Genomic DNA, 15,817 nt, shown 5'->3' on the forward strand with positions numbered 1-15,817 from the left:
CGGCCTCAGGGCGTGTACCAGACGGGCGACGAATAGGCCCGTTCCTGGATCGTCGCTGGATGACCGGACGTTTCCGGCGGCACATTGAGCGCAATCGTGTCGTAAAGCGTGTGCCGCGGCGTCGGAATTTCGATCACCCGAACATAATAGAATGCGCGGGTTTCCGGATCGAACTCCGGATCGGACCAGACAGCGGCAAATTCGGTGGCGCCGATCCTGTTGTCATAACGCGCTGTGGCCATATCGACCGTGTTGCCAACCGGCGGCAATTTGCCGTCAGCACCCTTTTTACGCCCGTCGGACCAAGCCACATCGAAAACCTTCTCATGCGCTTTGCCGTCCTTGCCGAGCCAGCCCTTGATAACTTGCAGACGGTCCAGATTGGCGCCGCGCGGATCCTTCACGGCCTGCAGCAACAGCGTGACGGGCTTGCCCTTCGGCGCGGCCGTCAGGTCACCGCCCATCGGTACGCCTTTCTTGTAGCCCGTAGCCGCAAGATTGCGGGCGCGGGCATCAGCGGCGCGGAAATCGAAGCCGGCAAACATCCGCAGCGCGATGCGCGTACCGGTCGTGGCATAAACTTCCTTGCGCTTGAAGGCTGCGGCGATGGCCTCGCGACTGTTCTCGCTCGCCCATACAGCCGCAAGCCCGGAGGCCGACATATCCCAGCCCGTCAGGAAATTCTGGCCGGCGAAGGGGTTACCCTTGCGGCTCGTGATACTGTCGATCACCGCCTTGCCCTGGAAATTGTCTTCGTCAGCAGTGGAAAGACCGGTATGCGCATCGGTGGAGCCCACCATGCCGAGCTTGTAGGGGTTAACCCCCACCACCGCTTCGATCTCCATCCCCCGGCCAAGGGCTGATCGCAGATAGTCGCCCGGCAGGTTCGTGGCCGGAATGCCATTGGCGCCGCGGGTATCCAGAAGGAATTTGAAATATTCAAAATCGGCGAATTCATCCGTCGGCGACAGGTCGGGGTGGGTTTCACTGTCGCCCTTGATTTGCGTGACTTCCGCCACCGGCTCCCATTTCGCACGGGTGCGGGCATATTCAGCCGTGATCGGGCGGCCCTCACTATCCACACTATCGAACATCAGCCCTTTGGAAATGTTCGAATTGTGAGGAATGGCGATGAAGTCCGCCCCTGTCGCCGCTTTGGTGGCCTCGAGCCAGGCCCACAGCGCTTCCGGCTTCACACTGTCGATAGCACTGAAGGGCACAAATTTGCGTGCGGTGTCCGCGTCGGACGAGGTGAAGACGACCCGGTGCAGGTTGGCACCATCGGGCGTGGAGGACCATTCCCAGCCCGAGAAAGCCGTGAATGTGCCGGGCTCATTATGTGCCTCAGCAGCATCCACCACTTCAAGCCAGCTGCCCTTGCGCATTTCCGCGCTGGCAAGGGCTCCGACGACTTCGCGCTCGCCCTTGTTCATGGCGGCCACGATTTCGCGGAAGGCTTCCTGGTGGCGTCCCTCCTGCATCATTTGTGAAAGATGCTGGCCCGCCTCGGTTCCGGTCAGACGTTCATCGCCGTGTATCAGCCCTTTGGGCACGTCCTGCAGTTCGGCGTGGTCAGCAACGACCAGAAAATCGAGCGGGCGGTCAAGCTGTACCCGTGCACCAGAACCCGGATGCACCACGGGCAGCCCCTTGGCGAACCGATAGGCCACGTCAGGCGTGGCGTTGATATTGCCGAAGAGAAACGCATCGAATGAACGGGACGTGTGCAGGTGGGTATCCCCCCACAAAAGCTGCGTTTCCCCATCATCGGCGGACGACATGCCAGCGCTGCCCGTAATCATGGTGGCCATCATCAGGGTGCGCAGCAACGCTCTGCGTTTCATGCTCATCGGACTATCCCTCCATCGGTTTGTCCGGCCCTCCCGGCCGGCCCCTCAAACGTCAGGCTACCAGCCACAACTACACGCCATTTGACATTTTGTGCCACACACCTGACTTTTGGGGTCACCCTTCTCCAAGAAGCTCGGCCCGCTTGTCGCGCGGCGCCATTCCGTAATGCCGCTTGCAGGCGCGCGAAAAGGCGCTGAGGTCACTATAACCTGCCATGCCGGCGATTTCGGAAAGGCTCATGTCCGGGCGTTGCATCAATTGCTCCACCAGTTCAAACCGCACGTCGTTGAGGAGGCTTTCGAAAGTCACCCCGATTTCAGCAAGGTTGCGATGGAGTGTGCGGCGGCTGATGCCATAAACCTGCGCCACATGGGCGATGTTCGCATTGCCGAACGGCAGGAGCGTACGGATAAGGCGACGCACCTGGTTGCTCCAATCCGGCGCCGTCAGCTGACTGCGCTGTTCAAGAAATTCGCTCACGATCTGCCGATAGTGCGCTTTCGCTGTCCCGAGAGGCTGGTTGAGCCACCGTGCATTGAAAAAAAGCGAAGACCGGGACTGGCCAAAATAGACCGGTGTTCCGAAGTAGCGAAGATAGGGCCGGGTGTCGTCCGGCTTGGCACAGGCAAAATGCACTTCGATCGGTGTCCAGTCCGGACCGCAAAGCGACCGGACGATCTTGGCCCCGAGCGTCAGCGCCAGTATGGCGCCATGCCGGATCTCGGCGGGGTCGAGCACCCACAGCGAATATTCCAGTTCCGCCACACCATTTTCTTCATAAATCTCGATATCAGCCCCGAGATTATGGATATGCAGATGGCTTCTCAAAGCCTGCAGGGCATCGCCGAGCGTTGCGCATTCCTGCATCATCAACAACAGGACGCCAAGTGATGCCGGGTCCTGCCGCTCACCCAGCAACAGGCTGAAATGCGCGCAACCAGTTTCTTCCGCTGCTTCACGCATCAGTATCTCTGCAAGGGCTAGCGGGATCATGCTTTCCGGGTTGGCCAGCACGTCAACGCTCAGCCCGTGCCGGGCAAGGATCATTTCAGGTGATTTCCCGAGGTCGCGCAGAAGCTCGACATATCCCGATATGGCGGCCGCGCGCGCCAACCCACCCGAGGCACGGATGTCCTTGTGCGATGGCGCCGGACCCGACAGCAGCTGGCCCATGACGATTTCCCCTTCCCTAGTGGCCCCTAGTGCAAATCGTATGTCACGAAATGTCAAGTCTTATCGAGGCAACGAGAGATAGGCTCCGTTTGGGGAAAAGGTATGGAGAAGGAGTGGACATGATTCTGAGCGATCAATCGCCAGTACGCGGCCTGATGCAGCATTGGCCCCTGACGGTGACCCGGATCATCGATCATGCAGTGCGGGAGCACGGCAGTCGCGCGGTGGCTACGCGGCCTGTTGAAGGGGATGTTCGCCGCACGAGCTACGCCCGTATCGGCGCCCTCGCCCGTCGGATCGCCGAACGTCTGGTCGCGGCCGATATCCGGCCCGGCGACCGTGTCGGAACGCTCGCATCCAACACCGATATCCATATCGCACTCTGGTACGGCATCATGGGTGCGGGCGCCGTCTGCCATACGATCAATCCGCGTCTGTTTGACGAACAGATCGCCTACATCGCCAATCACGCGGAAGACCGCATCCTGTTCATCGACACAAGCTTCATCCCGCTTGTCGCACGCCTCCGCCCGCAGCTTCAGAGTGTGGAAGCCGTTGTCGTCATTGATGCCGAGGCGAGCGAAAACGGCTTCATCGCCCTTGATGACTGGCTGATGGGGACCGACACCAAGTTCGGCTGGGTCGAAGTTGGCGAGGAAGCGGCAGCCGGGCTTTGCTACACATCCGGCACCACGGGGCACCCGAAAGGTGTGCTCTACTCCCATCGCTCTACTGTTCTCCACGCGATGATGGCCAATTTCGGCGATTGCTTCGGCCTCAAGGCGAGCGACGTGGTGCTGCCTGTCGTGCCCATGTATCACGCCAATGCCTGGGGGCTGACCTTCGCAGCCCCGATGGCGGGCGCCAGTCTTGTAATGCCCGGCCCGCATCTTGATGCCCCGAGCCTGTACCGCCTGATGCGGGATGAAGGCGTCACTTTCTCGGCCGGAGTGCCGACCGTGTGGCTTGGCCTTCTGAACTATATGGAAGCCAAGGGGCTCAGCCTGCCCGACCTGAAACGTGTCGCTGTCGGCGGTTCCGCCGTTCCCCGTGTGATGATCGAAAAATTTGAACGCGATCATGGCATCCGCCTCCTGCATCTTTGGGGCATGACGGAACTGTCACCGCTTGGCACGGCCTCTGCCCCGCGCACCGAGGAAACGGGTCTCGCTGATGCTGATACGATCCGCCTGAAACTCAAGCAGGGCCGTGTCCCCTTCGGCGTTGAAATGCGCATCGTGGATGATGCCGGCGCCGAAATGCCGCGCAATGGCACCGCCTCCGGCAACCTTGTCGTACGCGGCCCCGCAGTGGCCCGCGCCTATTTCCGTCGCGAGGACGAACGCCCGCTGGATGGGGGCGGATGGTTCCCGACCGGCGACGTCGCCACCATCGATGAAGCCGGCTTCATGCAGATCACCGACCGCGCCAAGGATGTCATCAAGTCCGGCGGCGAATGGATCAGTTCAATCGACATCGAGAATATCGCTGTCGGGCATCCCGATGTCGCCGAAGCGGCGGTAATCGGCGTGCCGCACCCCAAGTGGGACGAACGCCCGCTCCTCGCCATAGTCCCGAGAAACGACAAGGCGCCAACCGCCGACGACATGACCCGCTGGCTGACCGGAAAGATCGCCCGCTGGTGGATGCCGGATGAGGTCATCGTCCTTGAAAGACTGCCTCACACGGCCACGGGCAAGCTCAATAAGGTGGCACTGCGCGCCATCATTCGTGACCTGCGCGACAGCGCTGAAACCCATCAGGAAAGGAAAGAGCCATGATGAAATTCGAAACCATCGATACCGGCGTGATCGACCCGGAAACCCTGCCTTGGACACCCTATGTGCCCTATAGCCCCGAAGTGCTGATCAAGCTCCTCAAGGCTGACCCGGTGCGCGGCGAATTCATTTCCTTCCTGAAGGCGCCGGTGGATATGGAGCTGCCGAAGCACCATCACTCGGGCACAGTGATCGTCTATACGGTCAAGGGCGCATGGAAATACAAGGAACATGACTGGGTGGCCACTCCCGGCAGTGTCGTGTTTGAAACCGCGGCCTCGAGCCACACCCCGATTGGCGTGAGCGGCTACGGCGACGAAATCATCACCTTCAACATCAATGTCGGCGACCTCATTTACTGCGACGCGAACGACACGATGCTCGCCAAGGAAAACTGGCGCACGGCCGTCGCCCGCTATCTCGACTATTGCAAGGAACACAATCTGACGCCCGTCGATGTGACGAGCTTCGACGGCTGAGCCGCCTGGGGAGGGGAAGAATATGAGTAATATACTGCTCCGCGCCGTTACGGCGGAAGAGAAGGCCCTTTTCAAACAGGACGGTGTTGTCTGCCTGCGCCAGATCATCGCCCCGGAATGGGTGGATGCCGCCCGTGACGGGATCGAGGAATTGCGCACGGCACCCGGCCCCTATGCGAGCATCGTCGATAAGGGCGAGCTTCTCCTGTATGTCGACCAGATGCCTTCCGTGTTCAACGAGAAGCTCCGCCGCGTTGCCCTGGAATCGGGCACTGCCGCCATTGCGCGCGCCCTGCACGACGATGTCGAAATGCGATGGGTGTTTGACCAGATCTTCTACAAGGGTAAGGGCATCGTCGCCGAAACGCCGTGGCACCAGGACACGCCCTACGGCTGCTTCGATGGCATGGGTCTTATCCGTGTCTGGATGCCGGTAGACCATGTCCCGCGCGAAACGACGATCGAGGTGGTGCGGGGCTCGCACTTGTGGAACGTCGAATACGGCACCACGGAAGCCACCGTTTTCGAGGAAAACAAGGACCACACGAAAAACTCGGGCTTCGACTATACGGCACGGGCGACGGAAGTGAACCCGCCAGTTCCGAACATCGAGGCCAGTCGTGGCTCGTTCGATATCATCGGCCATGCAGTGGAACCCGGTGACGTCGTCGTCTTCAACTATCATGTCCTGCACCACGCGGCGGCAGGTGAAAACAGGGCAGATGCCCGTCGTGCCTTCGCCGTGATCTATGGCGACGACAAGGTCTCCTTCCGCAAGCGCCCCAACATGGTGCCGAGCGTGCTGGAGCATTTCGGCAAGGCCTGGAAAGAAGGGCAGCGCTTCAGCGACTTCCCCGACATTTTCCCGGTTGCATGAGGCGCGCCCGCATGACCTTTGAAAACAAACTTGCCGTGGTCACCGGGGCCGCGTCCGGCATCGGTCGGGCCCTCGCCATTGACCTTGCGTGGCGGGGTGCGCGCCTTGCCTTGGCGGACATCAACGAAGCTGGGCTCAGGAAGACCTGCAACCTGATGCCACAGGACGCTGTGGTGAAACACTATCGGCTCGACGTTACCTCGGCAGACGCAGTGGCTGCGTTCGCCGAGAAGGTGACCGCCGACCAGGGCCCCGCGGATTATCTTTTCAACAATGCTGGGGCCACCATATTCGGCACGTGGGAGCATCTGTCGCTTGACGAGATCCGCTGGCAGGTCGATGTCAACCTCTGGAGCGTCATCTATGGCGTCAAGGCTTTCCTGCCGGGCATGCTCGCGCGGGGGGAAGGCTGCATAGTCAATGTTTCCAGCATCTTCGGCCTCATCGGCTTTGCCACGCAAGGGCCTTACTGCGTTTCCAAGTTTGGCGTGCGCGCCATTACGGAAAGTCTTTGGGCAGAACTTGCAGGCACCGGGGTCCGAGCTGTTTCCGTACATCCCGGCGGTATCCGCACAGGGATAGACCGGGGAGCACGGGTTTCCGCAGTGAATGGCCCGCTCGAGGCAGCCATGACCAGCATGACGAAAAAGCTGCTGGTGACACCGCCTGAAGTGTGCGCCCGCCAGATTCTGGACGGCGTTGCCAAGGGGCGCAACCGCATCCTCACGGGCTCGCGCGCGCGCACCATTCACTGGCTCTCTCGACTTTTCCCCAATTCCTATCCGAAGATACTCACGCGGCTGGGCATATCGCCCAGATAGGAAACAGGGGGGAGAAAGATGAAGTCCTGGCTGATCTATGGCGCCACCGGATATTCCGGCAGGCTGATCGCGGAAACTGCCGCCAAGGCCGGCATGAAGCCTGTACTTGCCGGGCGCAGTGCGTCCGTCGAGGCAATCGCATCGGGCCTCGGCCTTGAAGCTCGGATTTTCGATCTCGCCGACACGGCCGCCACACTCAAGGCGCTTTCCGGCATTCATCTGGTGCTTAATTGTGCCGGTCCGTTTTCTGCAACCGCCGCCCCGATGATAGATGCCTGCCTCCAGGTGAAGGCGCACTATCTGGATATTACGGGCGAGATTGCGGTCTTCGAGCATGCCCGCAGCCGCGATGCTGACGCTCGAAGCGCCGGGGTCATACTCTGCCCCGGCGTGGGCTTTGATGTTATCCCGACGGATTGTGTTGCCGCCGCGCTCAAGGCTGCCCTGCCCGATGCGACCGATCTTGCGCTCGGGTTCGACACGGCAAGCGGCCTGAGCCCTGGCACCACGAAAACGATGATCGAAGGCTTGCCCGACGGGGGCAAGGCCCGCCGGGCGGGCAAGATCCTCACCGTCCCGTCGGCAGCCTTCCGCCGCGTGATCGACTTCGGCTACGGCGCCAAATACGCCATGTCGATCCCGTGGGGCGATGTGTCGACCGCCTTCCATACGACCGGCATTTCGAACATCACGACCTTCATTGCAAACCCGAAGCCGATAGCCCTGATGATGCGGGCGACAAGCGGCCTTGCACGACTGTTCGGGCGACCCGGCATTCAGCGCTGGCTCAAGGGGCTGGTTGACCGCCATGTGAAAGGGCCGGACGAAGAAGCCCGCAAAAAGCTCCGCACAGCCGTCTGGGGTGAAGCGCGGAATGCAGCCGGCGAAATACGCACTGCCCGGATCGAGACAGCGAACGGCTATCAGCTCACCATCGACGGCGCGCTTGCCATGGCAGGCCGAGTGATCGCCGAAACGCCGCAACGCGCCGGATACCAAACACCTGCTGGGCTTTATGGCCCCCGCCTTGTCGAAAGCCTGCCAGGGTCCGGCAGAATCATTCTCAGCTAGGGAGAAAACCATGTCGAACCCGCAGGCCAGGCTTCTTTTCGGCTCCGGCGCGCTCTTCAATTTCGCTGCAGGGCTGCCCTTCCTTGTCAATGGAGAGCTGGCCGGACGACTCCTCGGCATGGCGCCAGCGCCCACCTACGGCGTTTTCGAGCGCTTTGTCGGCTTCGCCATCGTGCTGTTCGGCTGGATGTATTTCATGATCGCCCGCGACCCGGTGACTTACCGGCCCTATATCCTTGCCGGCATTGTCGGCAAGCTTGGCACCGTCATCATCGCCTGGGCAGCCCTTCTGGAAGGGCTCACCAACCTGCCTTTCCCGATGCTGGTGCTTGGCGATCTCGTCTATGCCATCCTCTTCTGGCGTTATCTCAGGACTCACTGACGTTCAAAGGGCATGCAGCCACGCGATCGCAAAGAAGGCAATAAGGGCGAGGCCGGTGCCGAGCGTGCGGAAGTCCGGCACCACGATATCGCGTTTCAACGGCACCAGATCGACATGCATCGAAAGAAGCTTGTAAGGCGCAAGCGGCTTGTAGGCCGGGTCTGTGACAAGCTTCAGGAAATGACGGCGGCTCGGGTAATGCATCACAATCACCCGGTCGTACCGCCCTGCCGCAGGCTCCGTACCCATCACATTGGCTTCCCCTGCCGAACCCGCGAATACAGCGAAACAACCTCGCTTCAGGGCAATCGGCATGACATGCTTTTCATAATGGGCATTGGCCTTCGCGGGCGTTTCGGCAATGACGGGATCAATGCCCTCGCCCGGCGTGACCGCATCATGAAAGCGCAGCAGGTTGAGCATATAAATATCGCGCCCGTCATCTGCCGCCATGAAATGGTCGAGCTGCTTCAGAAAGTCAGCCTTCGCGACCGGATCGACGTCCGGCACCACTCTTTCTGCAAGTGCACGAAACCGCATGATCTCGTCTTCTTTCAACGGGCGGCGCGGCTCCTGCTGGCGGTGGATCAGGACTATGACAAGGGCAGTGGCAGCAGCGAGGATCAGGTAAAAGCTCATCGGCTGGGTCCTATGCGAGATATTTGATCAGCAAAGCATTGACGGCCTCGGGCGCGTCAAGCTGAAGCCAGTGATTGGCGCCTTCGATCCGGTCGAAGGTGAAGCCTGCATCCGTATAGTCGGCTGTCGCACGCATCTGGCCTTCGGTCAGGAAGCGATCTCCTGTCGAATAGATGCCGTGAACAGGCACCGTGGCACGCAGCCATTTGCGGGGCAGGATCAGGCCAAGGTTCGCCCGGTAGTAGTTGATTCCGGCAAGCAGGCGCCCCGGGCGGGATAGCGTTGCCCGCCAAGCCGGCATCTCTTCCGGGCAGGCTGTCAGCATGCGGAAGAACTTCCAGTTGAACGCCTTCATGAGCGCAGCAGCCACCGGCCCGAGCTGCAGGAACAGGATATACCAGCCCTTCAGTTTCTGCCCGAGACCAGCCCCTGCATAAGCAGCTGGATGACCGACAGACATGGCGACCAGTCGGTCCACCCGCTCAGGATGGGCGAGCGCGAGCGCCCACGCCTGCACCGCGCCCCAGTCGTGGCCGACCAGCCGTACCTTGGCAATGCGGAAGTGATCGAGAATGGTAACCAGATCAGCAGTCAGGCGATCCAGCCCGTATGCGGCAACCCCGCGTGGCATGTCGCTTTCGCCGCAGCCGCGCGTGTCGGGCACGATCACCCGGTAGCCAGCTGCAACCAGCGCCGGCACCTGATACCGCCACACATGACCGGTATCAGGAAAGCCATGCACAAGCAGAACATCTGGCCCTTCGCCCGCCACATGTACGCTCAGATGCAGGTCACCGACCGGAACCCTGACGACCTCAGCCCGCATGGCCGGGGTCCACAAGAATCTTGGCATGTTTCTCCGGGTCCTTCAGCGCGTCAAACGCGCCGGCGACGCCGTCAAGTCCCACCGTACCGGTGACGAGCGGTGAAGGATCGAGCCGACCAACGGCGATCATATGGAGCACGTCACGGAATTCGACCGGCGAATAGCCGAGCACAAAGCGGAGGTCGATTTCCTTGTGGATGCCCATCGAAGGCTCGATCGTGTCGCTTTGCATGCAGACTCCGACCACAATGATCCGCGAGAAGAGAGGCGCACCCTCGATGATCGAATTCAACACGCCCGGCACGCCGACGCATTCGAAGATCACCGGCCGCTTGGGTGCGGCGCCCAATGCTTCAGCGATCCGCCAGACATGCCACCATGGCAATGGCAGCTTGCCGAGCACTTCTCGCGTGTCGAATGCAAGCTCGAACAGGCCCTGCAATTCGCCGACAAACCCGTAGGAACGCCAGTCCGCATAGGGGGATCCTTGCGCAGGATCGATCACGATATCGGCGCCGCAGGCCTCGGCCAATTTGCGCCGGCCGGGCGAGAAATCGCTGGCGATGACCGTCTTCACACCGCGCGCCTTGAGGCCGCATATCACGGCGAGCCCGATGGGGCCGCAACCGACGACAATCGCCACATCCTTCGCCTTGATCTCCGAACGGCGAATGGCGTGCCAGCCTACCGCCATCGGTTCGGTCAGCGCCGCCAGATCGGCAGAAAGGCCGTTCGGCACAGGGAACGCCAGCGAGGCGTCAACACATAAGCGTTCGGCATAGGCACCGTTCGTGCGCGGCGAAAAACCAATCATGTCAATTTCTGCCCCGTGCCGCATCACCGGCATGGCGACGACCCGTGTACCGGCACGAAAACCGCGCGATACGCCACCCCCGGCTTCCAGCACCTCACCGCAGAATTCATGACCGAACACGACCCGGTCATCCGGTCGCATGAAATTGTTGTAGCCTGCCCGCCGCACCAGATCTGCCCAGTGACCGCAATCCTGCCGCGCGTGCAGATCGGACCCGCAAATGCCGCAGCGCTCGACCCGGAGCAGAAGTTGCCCCTGCTGTGGCACAGGATCGGCCATGGTCTCGACCGTCAATTTCCCGTTCTGGCAAACAACCGCCTTCATACCCACTCTCCCCATCAGGCAGGGTCTGAGGATAATCGCTGCAGCACCGAAAGCATTTGCCATTTGGGGTCACGCTTTTGACTGGCGGGGACAGGTTGGCCCAGAAGCGCGTTATGATGTAAAGAGCGCCAAGGCCTTATCGAAATGCTCGCGTCATGTCCGGCGGCCCGACCTCAACAGGTTCCTGCCTCGTCCTCTATGTAGAAACTACCTGTTTCTGGACCAAGCTGATACTATCGATCCGGAAGGCGCCAGACATGCTCGAGTCTTCGAGTTTGTAAAAACTCAAAAATTATCAAATAAAATCAATAACTTAAAGTCATTGGTGCCCGCTGCCGGAATCGAACCGGCACGATGTTGCCATCGAGAGATTTTAAGTCTCTTGCGTCTACCAGTTTCGCCAAGCGGGCCCGTGGGTGGCAGATCGGTATCTCGCGTTATAGGGGCGGGATGCGCTTGCCGCAAACGTCAATTTATCTAAACCGCTGCCTGCACTTCTTTTGGGTTGCCTTGAGCCCCGTGCGAGGCCAAACTCGGCGCGATTTTCGAAGCCTTTTCAAGAAAGAAGCCCTCCCCGTGACCCGCGCCTATATCCTCACCCTTTCCTGCCCCGACCAGCCCGGCCTCGTGGCCGAGATTTCAGGCGTGCTGGCAGAGTGCGGTTGCACCATCACATCAAGCCACCAGTTTGGTGACGAGATTTCGGGCCGCTTCTTCATGCGCATAGCCTTCGCACCCCTCAAGGACGAGGTGACGGAAGATGGCCTGCGCGCCACCATCGCGCCGCACGCCGAAAAGTTCGGCATGGACTGGGCGTTGCATGACGCGAAAAAGCCGGCACGGGTGCTGATCCTCGTGTCGCGGTTCGATCACTGCCTGATGGATCTCCTCTATCGTCGCAAGCGGGGCGACCTTTTTATGGATGTGCCGGCCGTGGTGTCGAACCATATGGATGCCTACCAGCTGACGGCGAGCTATAATGTGCCGTTCATCCATATGCCCGTGACGAAGGAAACGAAGGCCGCGCAGGAGGAGAAGCTTCTGGCGCTGGTGGAGGACGAGAAGATCGACCTCATCGTCCTTGCCCGTTACATGCAGGTGCTGTCGGATGACACCTGCCGCAAGCTGGCCGGCCGGGTGATCAATATCCACCACAGCTTCCTGCCGAGCTTCAAGGGCGCCAAGCCCTATCATCAGGCCTACGACAAGGGCGTGAAGATCATCGGCGCCACCGCGCATTATGTGACGGCGGACCTCGATGAAGGCCCGATCATCGAACAGAATGTGGCGCGCGTCAGCCATTCGCTGACGCCCGATGATCTCGTCTCGGTCGGCCGCGACGTCGAGCGGGTCACGCTCGCCGAAGCCGTGAAGCTGCACCTGCAGCACCGCGTGCTCCTGAATGGCAAACGCACGGTGATTTTCCGCGATCAGTAAGGTGTGCGGCGAGGTCATTGCCTCGCCCGCCTTGGCCCACAAGCCTCAGGGCATGAACGTGCGGCGCGTCTGTCGGGTGATGTCCCGGATTTCGCACAGCATGAAGCGCGGCTCACCGCTGCCATCCAGGAAGGGCAGGAACAGGGCTTCCACATAAACCGCCGAACCATCGCGGATAAAAAGCGGGCCGGCCACGCGCATCGGCTTTGCCTTTTCCACCACATAATTATGGATGATGGTCGATTCCCGGATGCGGTTCGGGTATGGCCCGTCCGCCATCGTGCCGCCGCTTGCTTCCCAGCCGTAAAGCTCGGCCAATGCCGAGCCGAACACACGGATATAATAGTTTTCCGCCCCCAGGCTGCGCGGGTCGGTGATATCGCCGCCCTGGATTTCCATCCACATCAGATGCAGCAGATGATCCTTCAGCCTGGCCGGGCTCATGGCTGTGCGCGGCGGCAAACCGCCTGCTTCCGCACAGGCTTCTTCATACTGCGCCAGCAATTTCAGAAGGCTTGGATGCTCCAGCCCGATCTGCATCGCATCCACATCCATTCGGATCTGGTCGTCATCGGCAATCTCGGGCTTGTCGTTGATACGCGCCCGTTCCTCGCCATAAGCTCTTTCAGTCATGCAATCCTTGTTCCCCATCGGCCACAGCGCGGCCCGTTCCCCTGCGGGCAGCGATAACCAACGGCGTCTCTCTCGTCAATGTGTTACGTCGTGGGCTTCGCCCAACAGGAAGCGCGGACGACCTTCGTCGTCAGCAAAGGGCATCAAGAGCGCCTCCAGATACATGGGCATGGTGTCACGCACCAGGAACGGTCCCTTCACCCGGATCACATCGCGCATCTCGGCCGCGACCTTGACGCCAAGCACGGCAAGTTCCTTCGATTTTTCAAACGGGGCATCGGCAAGTGACCTGCCGGTCATTTCCATGCCAACCATTTCCGCGAGCTGCGACCCGAAAACCCGGAAGCGCAGATCGCCGGGCCGGATGCTTTCCGGCTTCGACAGATCGTCGGTCAGGATTTCCATCCAGAAAATATAGGGCAAGTGTGCCTTCATCGCGGCCGGGCGCATGGCGGACCTGTGCGGCATGCCGCCCTGTTCTCCCTGCAATGCCCGATAATGCGCGAGAATCGCCTGTAGCGAGGAATGACGTGGTGACACCGGCCGGGTTTCCAGCACGTTGCGGAACCACAGAAGCGCATTCTGCTCGTCAATGTCGGATAACCGCGCGCGCTCTGCTTCGTAAGCCATCAAATCCATACCAATGCCTCAAAACAATTAGGACCGGTTGCCCGCCCTGTCCTTCACTGCCTGATGCCGGCGCCTTGTGGCTGTCTCAGCTGACAAGAATGCTATGGGCCGTTCTCCGGCTCAGCAAGCCGGATTTATCGTTAACGTGTGACAATCTGACATTCGCTTTGGGTTAAATGACTTACGAGATCAAAAGTCAGCGCCGCTGACACAAGGCAAGCTCGAGTCCTGCCCCCCAGGCATCAGGATCTGAAGATGAAAGAGATTCGCAGTCGCCTATAACGTCGGTTTAGGCAACCGGGGTCAGGCGGTGACTTCCTCGAACCGCAGCCCTTGCCCCTCGCAGTAAGAGATGAGGGCCGCGATCACCGCGTCGATCTGCACCGCATCCGGCCCACGTGCCACAATCTGGGCACCGCCACCGGTGTTTGAGAAGAAGGGATAGCTGCCGATCGACACCGCCGGATGGGCCTCCTGGATGCGCGACAGGGGATCGGCAAGCGCGCTTTCCGCCGTGAAGATCGTCACCGTGCGGCTGATGATCTTGTGGCCGCCCTTCAGGCGCGGGCGGATGCCTTCGAGCATCGCCTGCATGATCAGCGGCACACCGGCCATCACGAACACATTGCCAATCTGGAAGCCCGGCGCGATGGAGACGGGATTGTCGATGAGCGTGGCGCCTTCCGGCACGCGGGTCATGCGCTGGCGGGCTTCGGTGAATTTCTCGGCGCCGTAATGGGCAAGCAACCGGGCATAGGCCTCAGGATGCTTGATCACCGGCAGGCCGAAGGCCGCTGCCACACTTTCTGCCGTGATATCGTCGTGCGTCGGCCCGATGCCGCCCGTGGTGAAGACATAGTCGAACCGGGCCCGCAGCGCATTCACCGCCGCCACGATATCTGCCGTCACATCGGAAACGACCCGCACCTCGCCAAGCTGGATGCCGATCTCGTTCAGCCACTTGGCAAGATAGGCAAGATTGCTGTCCTGCGTGCGGCCGGAAAGGATTTCATCCCCGATGATGACAAGGGCGGCAAGGACCTGCTGGCTCATATATTCATTCCGTTACAACCATTTCAATCTGATGCTTGCCGGGGCCCATATGGCGGGCATCTGTTGCCAGTTCATGCGCGTGGGCAAGCCTGTCTTCAACACTGCCCTCCCTCGACACGCTGACCCCGGCATTGAGCACGGCGCGCACCACGCCGTTCGGTGTGCTCACCTCCGCCGCTTCAAGGCGCGTCATCAGGTGGGCAAAATAGGTATTCACGAAGCTCGGGTCCATATCCGTCATCAGAAGGGCGAAGGCGCCGTCCGATACCCGTGCTACCACGTCGCTCGCCCTCGTGTGAAGGGCAAGGATCGAGGCGACGGCGCGCACCAGCGTATCGGCCGCCTCGTCGCCTTCCGTTGCCCTGACGGCTTTCAGGTTCGCGATCTCGATCCGCGCGAACACCGCCTGGCGTGCGCGGCGCTGCAGATTTGCGAACATCACTTCAGCCAGATCCTCGAACGACAACATATTCCTGAGCCCGGTCAGACTATCCCGAACCATCGTATCCCTGCCTACCGACATAAACCCCTGCCCCTTCTGGCTTCCGGCCCCTGCGACAGGATTCCCGCAAGGCAACAGCCGCGCAAGAGATTTCCTGCGACATTTCGTCAATTGCGATCAATCGTGCGGCATGGTCTGATGTCGGCAGGATCAAACAGGAGAAACGGCAATGACCAAAGCCTACAAGGACATCACCGGCGACATCCTCACCTATATGAAGGAAATCCGGAAGGAGACCCCCGCCCTTTCCGAAGCTTTCATGGCCATGAACACCGCCGCCTTCGGTGACGGCGAGGTCGAAAAGAAAACCAAGGAAATGATTGCGCTGGCCATCGGCGTGGCCACCCACTGCGATGGCTGCATCGGCTTCCATGCCAAGGCGCTTGTCAAGCTTGGCGCCAGCCGCAAGGAAGTGGCCGAAGTGCTGGGCGTGGCCGTCCAGATGGGCGGCGGACCTGCCATGATGTATGCGGCAGATGCCCTGAGGGCCTATGACGAATTTGCGGCGGGCTGATCACCGGCCCACC

17 protein-coding genes and 1 tRNA gene are annotated in these 15,817 nt (G+C 60.7%); 8 read left to right on the plus strand and 10 right to left on the minus strand.

The window, feature by feature from the left end; translation table 11 throughout:
• Positions 1-5: 5 nt before the first annotated feature.
• Entirely contained in the window at positions 6-1,850 is a 1,845-nt protein-coding gene (locus tag OU694_RS08445; protein WP_308910543.1) for a DUF3604 domain-containing protein, read from the minus strand.
• Between the two features lie 115 nt (positions 1,851-1,965).
• Positions 1,966-3,024 (minus strand): AraC family transcriptional regulator, encoded by a 1,059-nt coding sequence (locus OU694_RS08450; RefSeq protein WP_308910544.1) that lies wholly within the window; start codon positions 3,022-3,024, stop codon positions 1,966-1,968.
• A gap of 119 nt (positions 3,025-3,143) precedes the next feature.
• On the opposite strand from OU694_RS08450, the gene OU694_RS08455 reads away from it, so the two are divergent.
• From OU694_RS08455 to OU694_RS08480, 6 genes are read left to right on the plus strand one after another with little or no spacing between them, the layout of a single operon-like run.
• Complete coding sequence (locus OU694_RS08455; RefSeq protein WP_308910545.1) at positions 3,144-4,805, plus strand: long-chain-fatty-acid--CoA ligase; 1,662 nt, start codon at positions 3,144-3,146, stop codon at positions 4,803-4,805.
• Complete coding sequence (locus OU694_RS08460; RefSeq protein WP_373460282.1) at positions 4,805-5,281, plus strand: 2,4'-dihydroxyacetophenone dioxygenase family protein; 477 nt, start codon at positions 4,805-4,807, stop codon at positions 5,279-5,281. Before OU694_RS08455 ends, OU694_RS08460 begins: the two co-directional genes overlap by 1 nt.
• A gap of 22 nt (positions 5,282-5,303) precedes the next feature.
• Positions 5,304-6,158: a phytanoyl-CoA dioxygenase family protein gene (locus OU694_RS08465; RefSeq protein WP_308910547.1), complete on the plus strand. Its 855-nt coding sequence runs from the start codon at positions 5,304-5,306 to the stop codon at positions 6,156-6,158.
• Positions 6,159-6,169: 11 nt separating this feature from the next.
• Complete coding sequence (locus OU694_RS08470; RefSeq protein ID WP_308910548.1) at positions 6,170-6,979, plus strand: SDR family NAD(P)-dependent oxidoreductase; 810 nt, start codon at positions 6,170-6,172, stop codon at positions 6,977-6,979.
• An 18-nt stretch (positions 6,980-6,997) separates the two neighbouring features.
• Positions 6,998-8,050 carry a saccharopine dehydrogenase family protein gene (locus OU694_RS08475; protein ID WP_308910549.1) on the plus strand — a complete coding sequence of 351 codons (1,053 nt, stop codon included), beginning with the start codon at positions 6,998-7,000 and terminating at the stop codon, positions 8,048-8,050.
• Positions 8,051-8,060: 10 nt separating this feature from the next.
• Positions 8,061-8,432, plus strand: a complete 372-nt coding sequence (locus OU694_RS08480) for a hypothetical protein (protein WP_308910550.1) — start codon at positions 8,061-8,063, stop codon at positions 8,430-8,432.
• A gap of 3 nt (positions 8,433-8,435) precedes the next feature.
• On the opposite strand, the gene OU694_RS08485 is transcribed toward OU694_RS08480, so the two are convergent.
• The 4 genes from OU694_RS08485 to OU694_RS08500 all read right to left on the minus strand — a co-directional run bounded on the left by OU694_RS08485 (position 8,436) and on the right by OU694_RS08500 (position 11,445).
• Complete coding sequence (locus OU694_RS08485; protein ID WP_308910551.1) at positions 8,436-9,071, minus strand: hypothetical protein; 636 nt, start codon at positions 9,069-9,071, stop codon at positions 8,436-8,438.
• A gap of 10 nt (positions 9,072-9,081) precedes the next feature.
• Positions 9,082-9,924, minus strand: a complete 843-nt coding sequence (locus tag OU694_RS08490) for an alpha/beta fold hydrolase (RefSeq protein ID WP_308910552.1) — start codon at positions 9,922-9,924, stop codon at positions 9,082-9,084.
• Positions 9,887-11,035: a zinc-binding dehydrogenase gene (locus OU694_RS08495; protein WP_308910553.1), complete on the minus strand. Its 1,149-nt coding sequence runs from the start codon at positions 11,033-11,035 to the stop codon at positions 9,887-9,889. Before OU694_RS08495 ends, OU694_RS08490 begins: the two co-directional genes overlap by 38 nt.
• 323 nt (positions 11,036-11,358) lie before the next feature.
• Positions 11,359-11,445 (minus strand) — tRNA-Leu (locus tag OU694_RS08500).
• A gap of 166 nt (positions 11,446-11,611) precedes the next feature.
• Here OU694_RS08500 and purU point away from each other — a divergent pair.
• Positions 11,612-12,472 (plus strand): formyltetrahydrofolate deformylase, encoded by an 861-nt coding sequence (gene purU / locus OU694_RS08505; protein WP_308910554.1) that lies wholly within the window; start codon positions 11,612-11,614, stop codon positions 12,470-12,472.
• 45 nt (positions 12,473-12,517) lie between these two features.
• On the opposite strand, the gene OU694_RS08510 is transcribed toward purU, so the two are convergent.
• The 4 genes from OU694_RS08510 to OU694_RS08525 all read right to left on the minus strand — a co-directional run bounded on the left by OU694_RS08510 (position 12,518) and on the right by OU694_RS08525 (position 15,311).
• Positions 12,518-13,105: a PAS domain-containing protein gene (locus OU694_RS08510; RefSeq protein WP_308910555.1), complete on the minus strand. Its 588-nt coding sequence runs from the start codon at positions 13,103-13,105 to the stop codon at positions 12,518-12,520.
• Positions 13,106-13,180: 75 nt separating this feature from the next.
• Positions 13,181-13,735, minus strand: a complete 555-nt coding sequence (locus OU694_RS08515; protein WP_308910556.1) for a PAS domain-containing protein — start codon at positions 13,733-13,735, stop codon at positions 13,181-13,183.
• 303 nt (positions 13,736-14,038) lie between these two features.
• Positions 14,039-14,788: a competence/damage-inducible protein A gene (locus tag OU694_RS08520; RefSeq protein ID WP_308910557.1), complete on the minus strand. Its 750-nt coding sequence runs from the start codon at positions 14,786-14,788 to the stop codon at positions 14,039-14,041.
• A 4-nt stretch (positions 14,789-14,792) separates the two neighbouring features.
• Positions 14,793-15,311, minus strand: coding sequence for a GGDEF domain-containing protein (locus OU694_RS08525; RefSeq protein WP_308910558.1), 519 nt, complete (start codon positions 15,309-15,311; stop codon positions 14,793-14,795).
• Positions 15,312-15,459: 148 nt separating this feature from the next.
• Between OU694_RS08525 and OU694_RS08530 the strand changes: the two genes are divergently transcribed.
• Complete coding sequence (locus OU694_RS08530) at positions 15,460-15,804, plus strand: carboxymuconolactone decarboxylase family protein (protein ID WP_308910559.1); 345 nt, start codon at positions 15,460-15,462, stop codon at positions 15,802-15,804.
• The last annotated feature ends 13 nt before the right edge of the window (positions 15,805-15,817 follow it).

The organism is Pseudokordiimonas caeni (assembly GCF_026719705.1).
GTDB classification, from domain to species: Bacteria; Pseudomonadota; Alphaproteobacteria; order Sphingomonadales; family Kordiimonadaceae; genus Gimibacter; species Gimibacter caeni.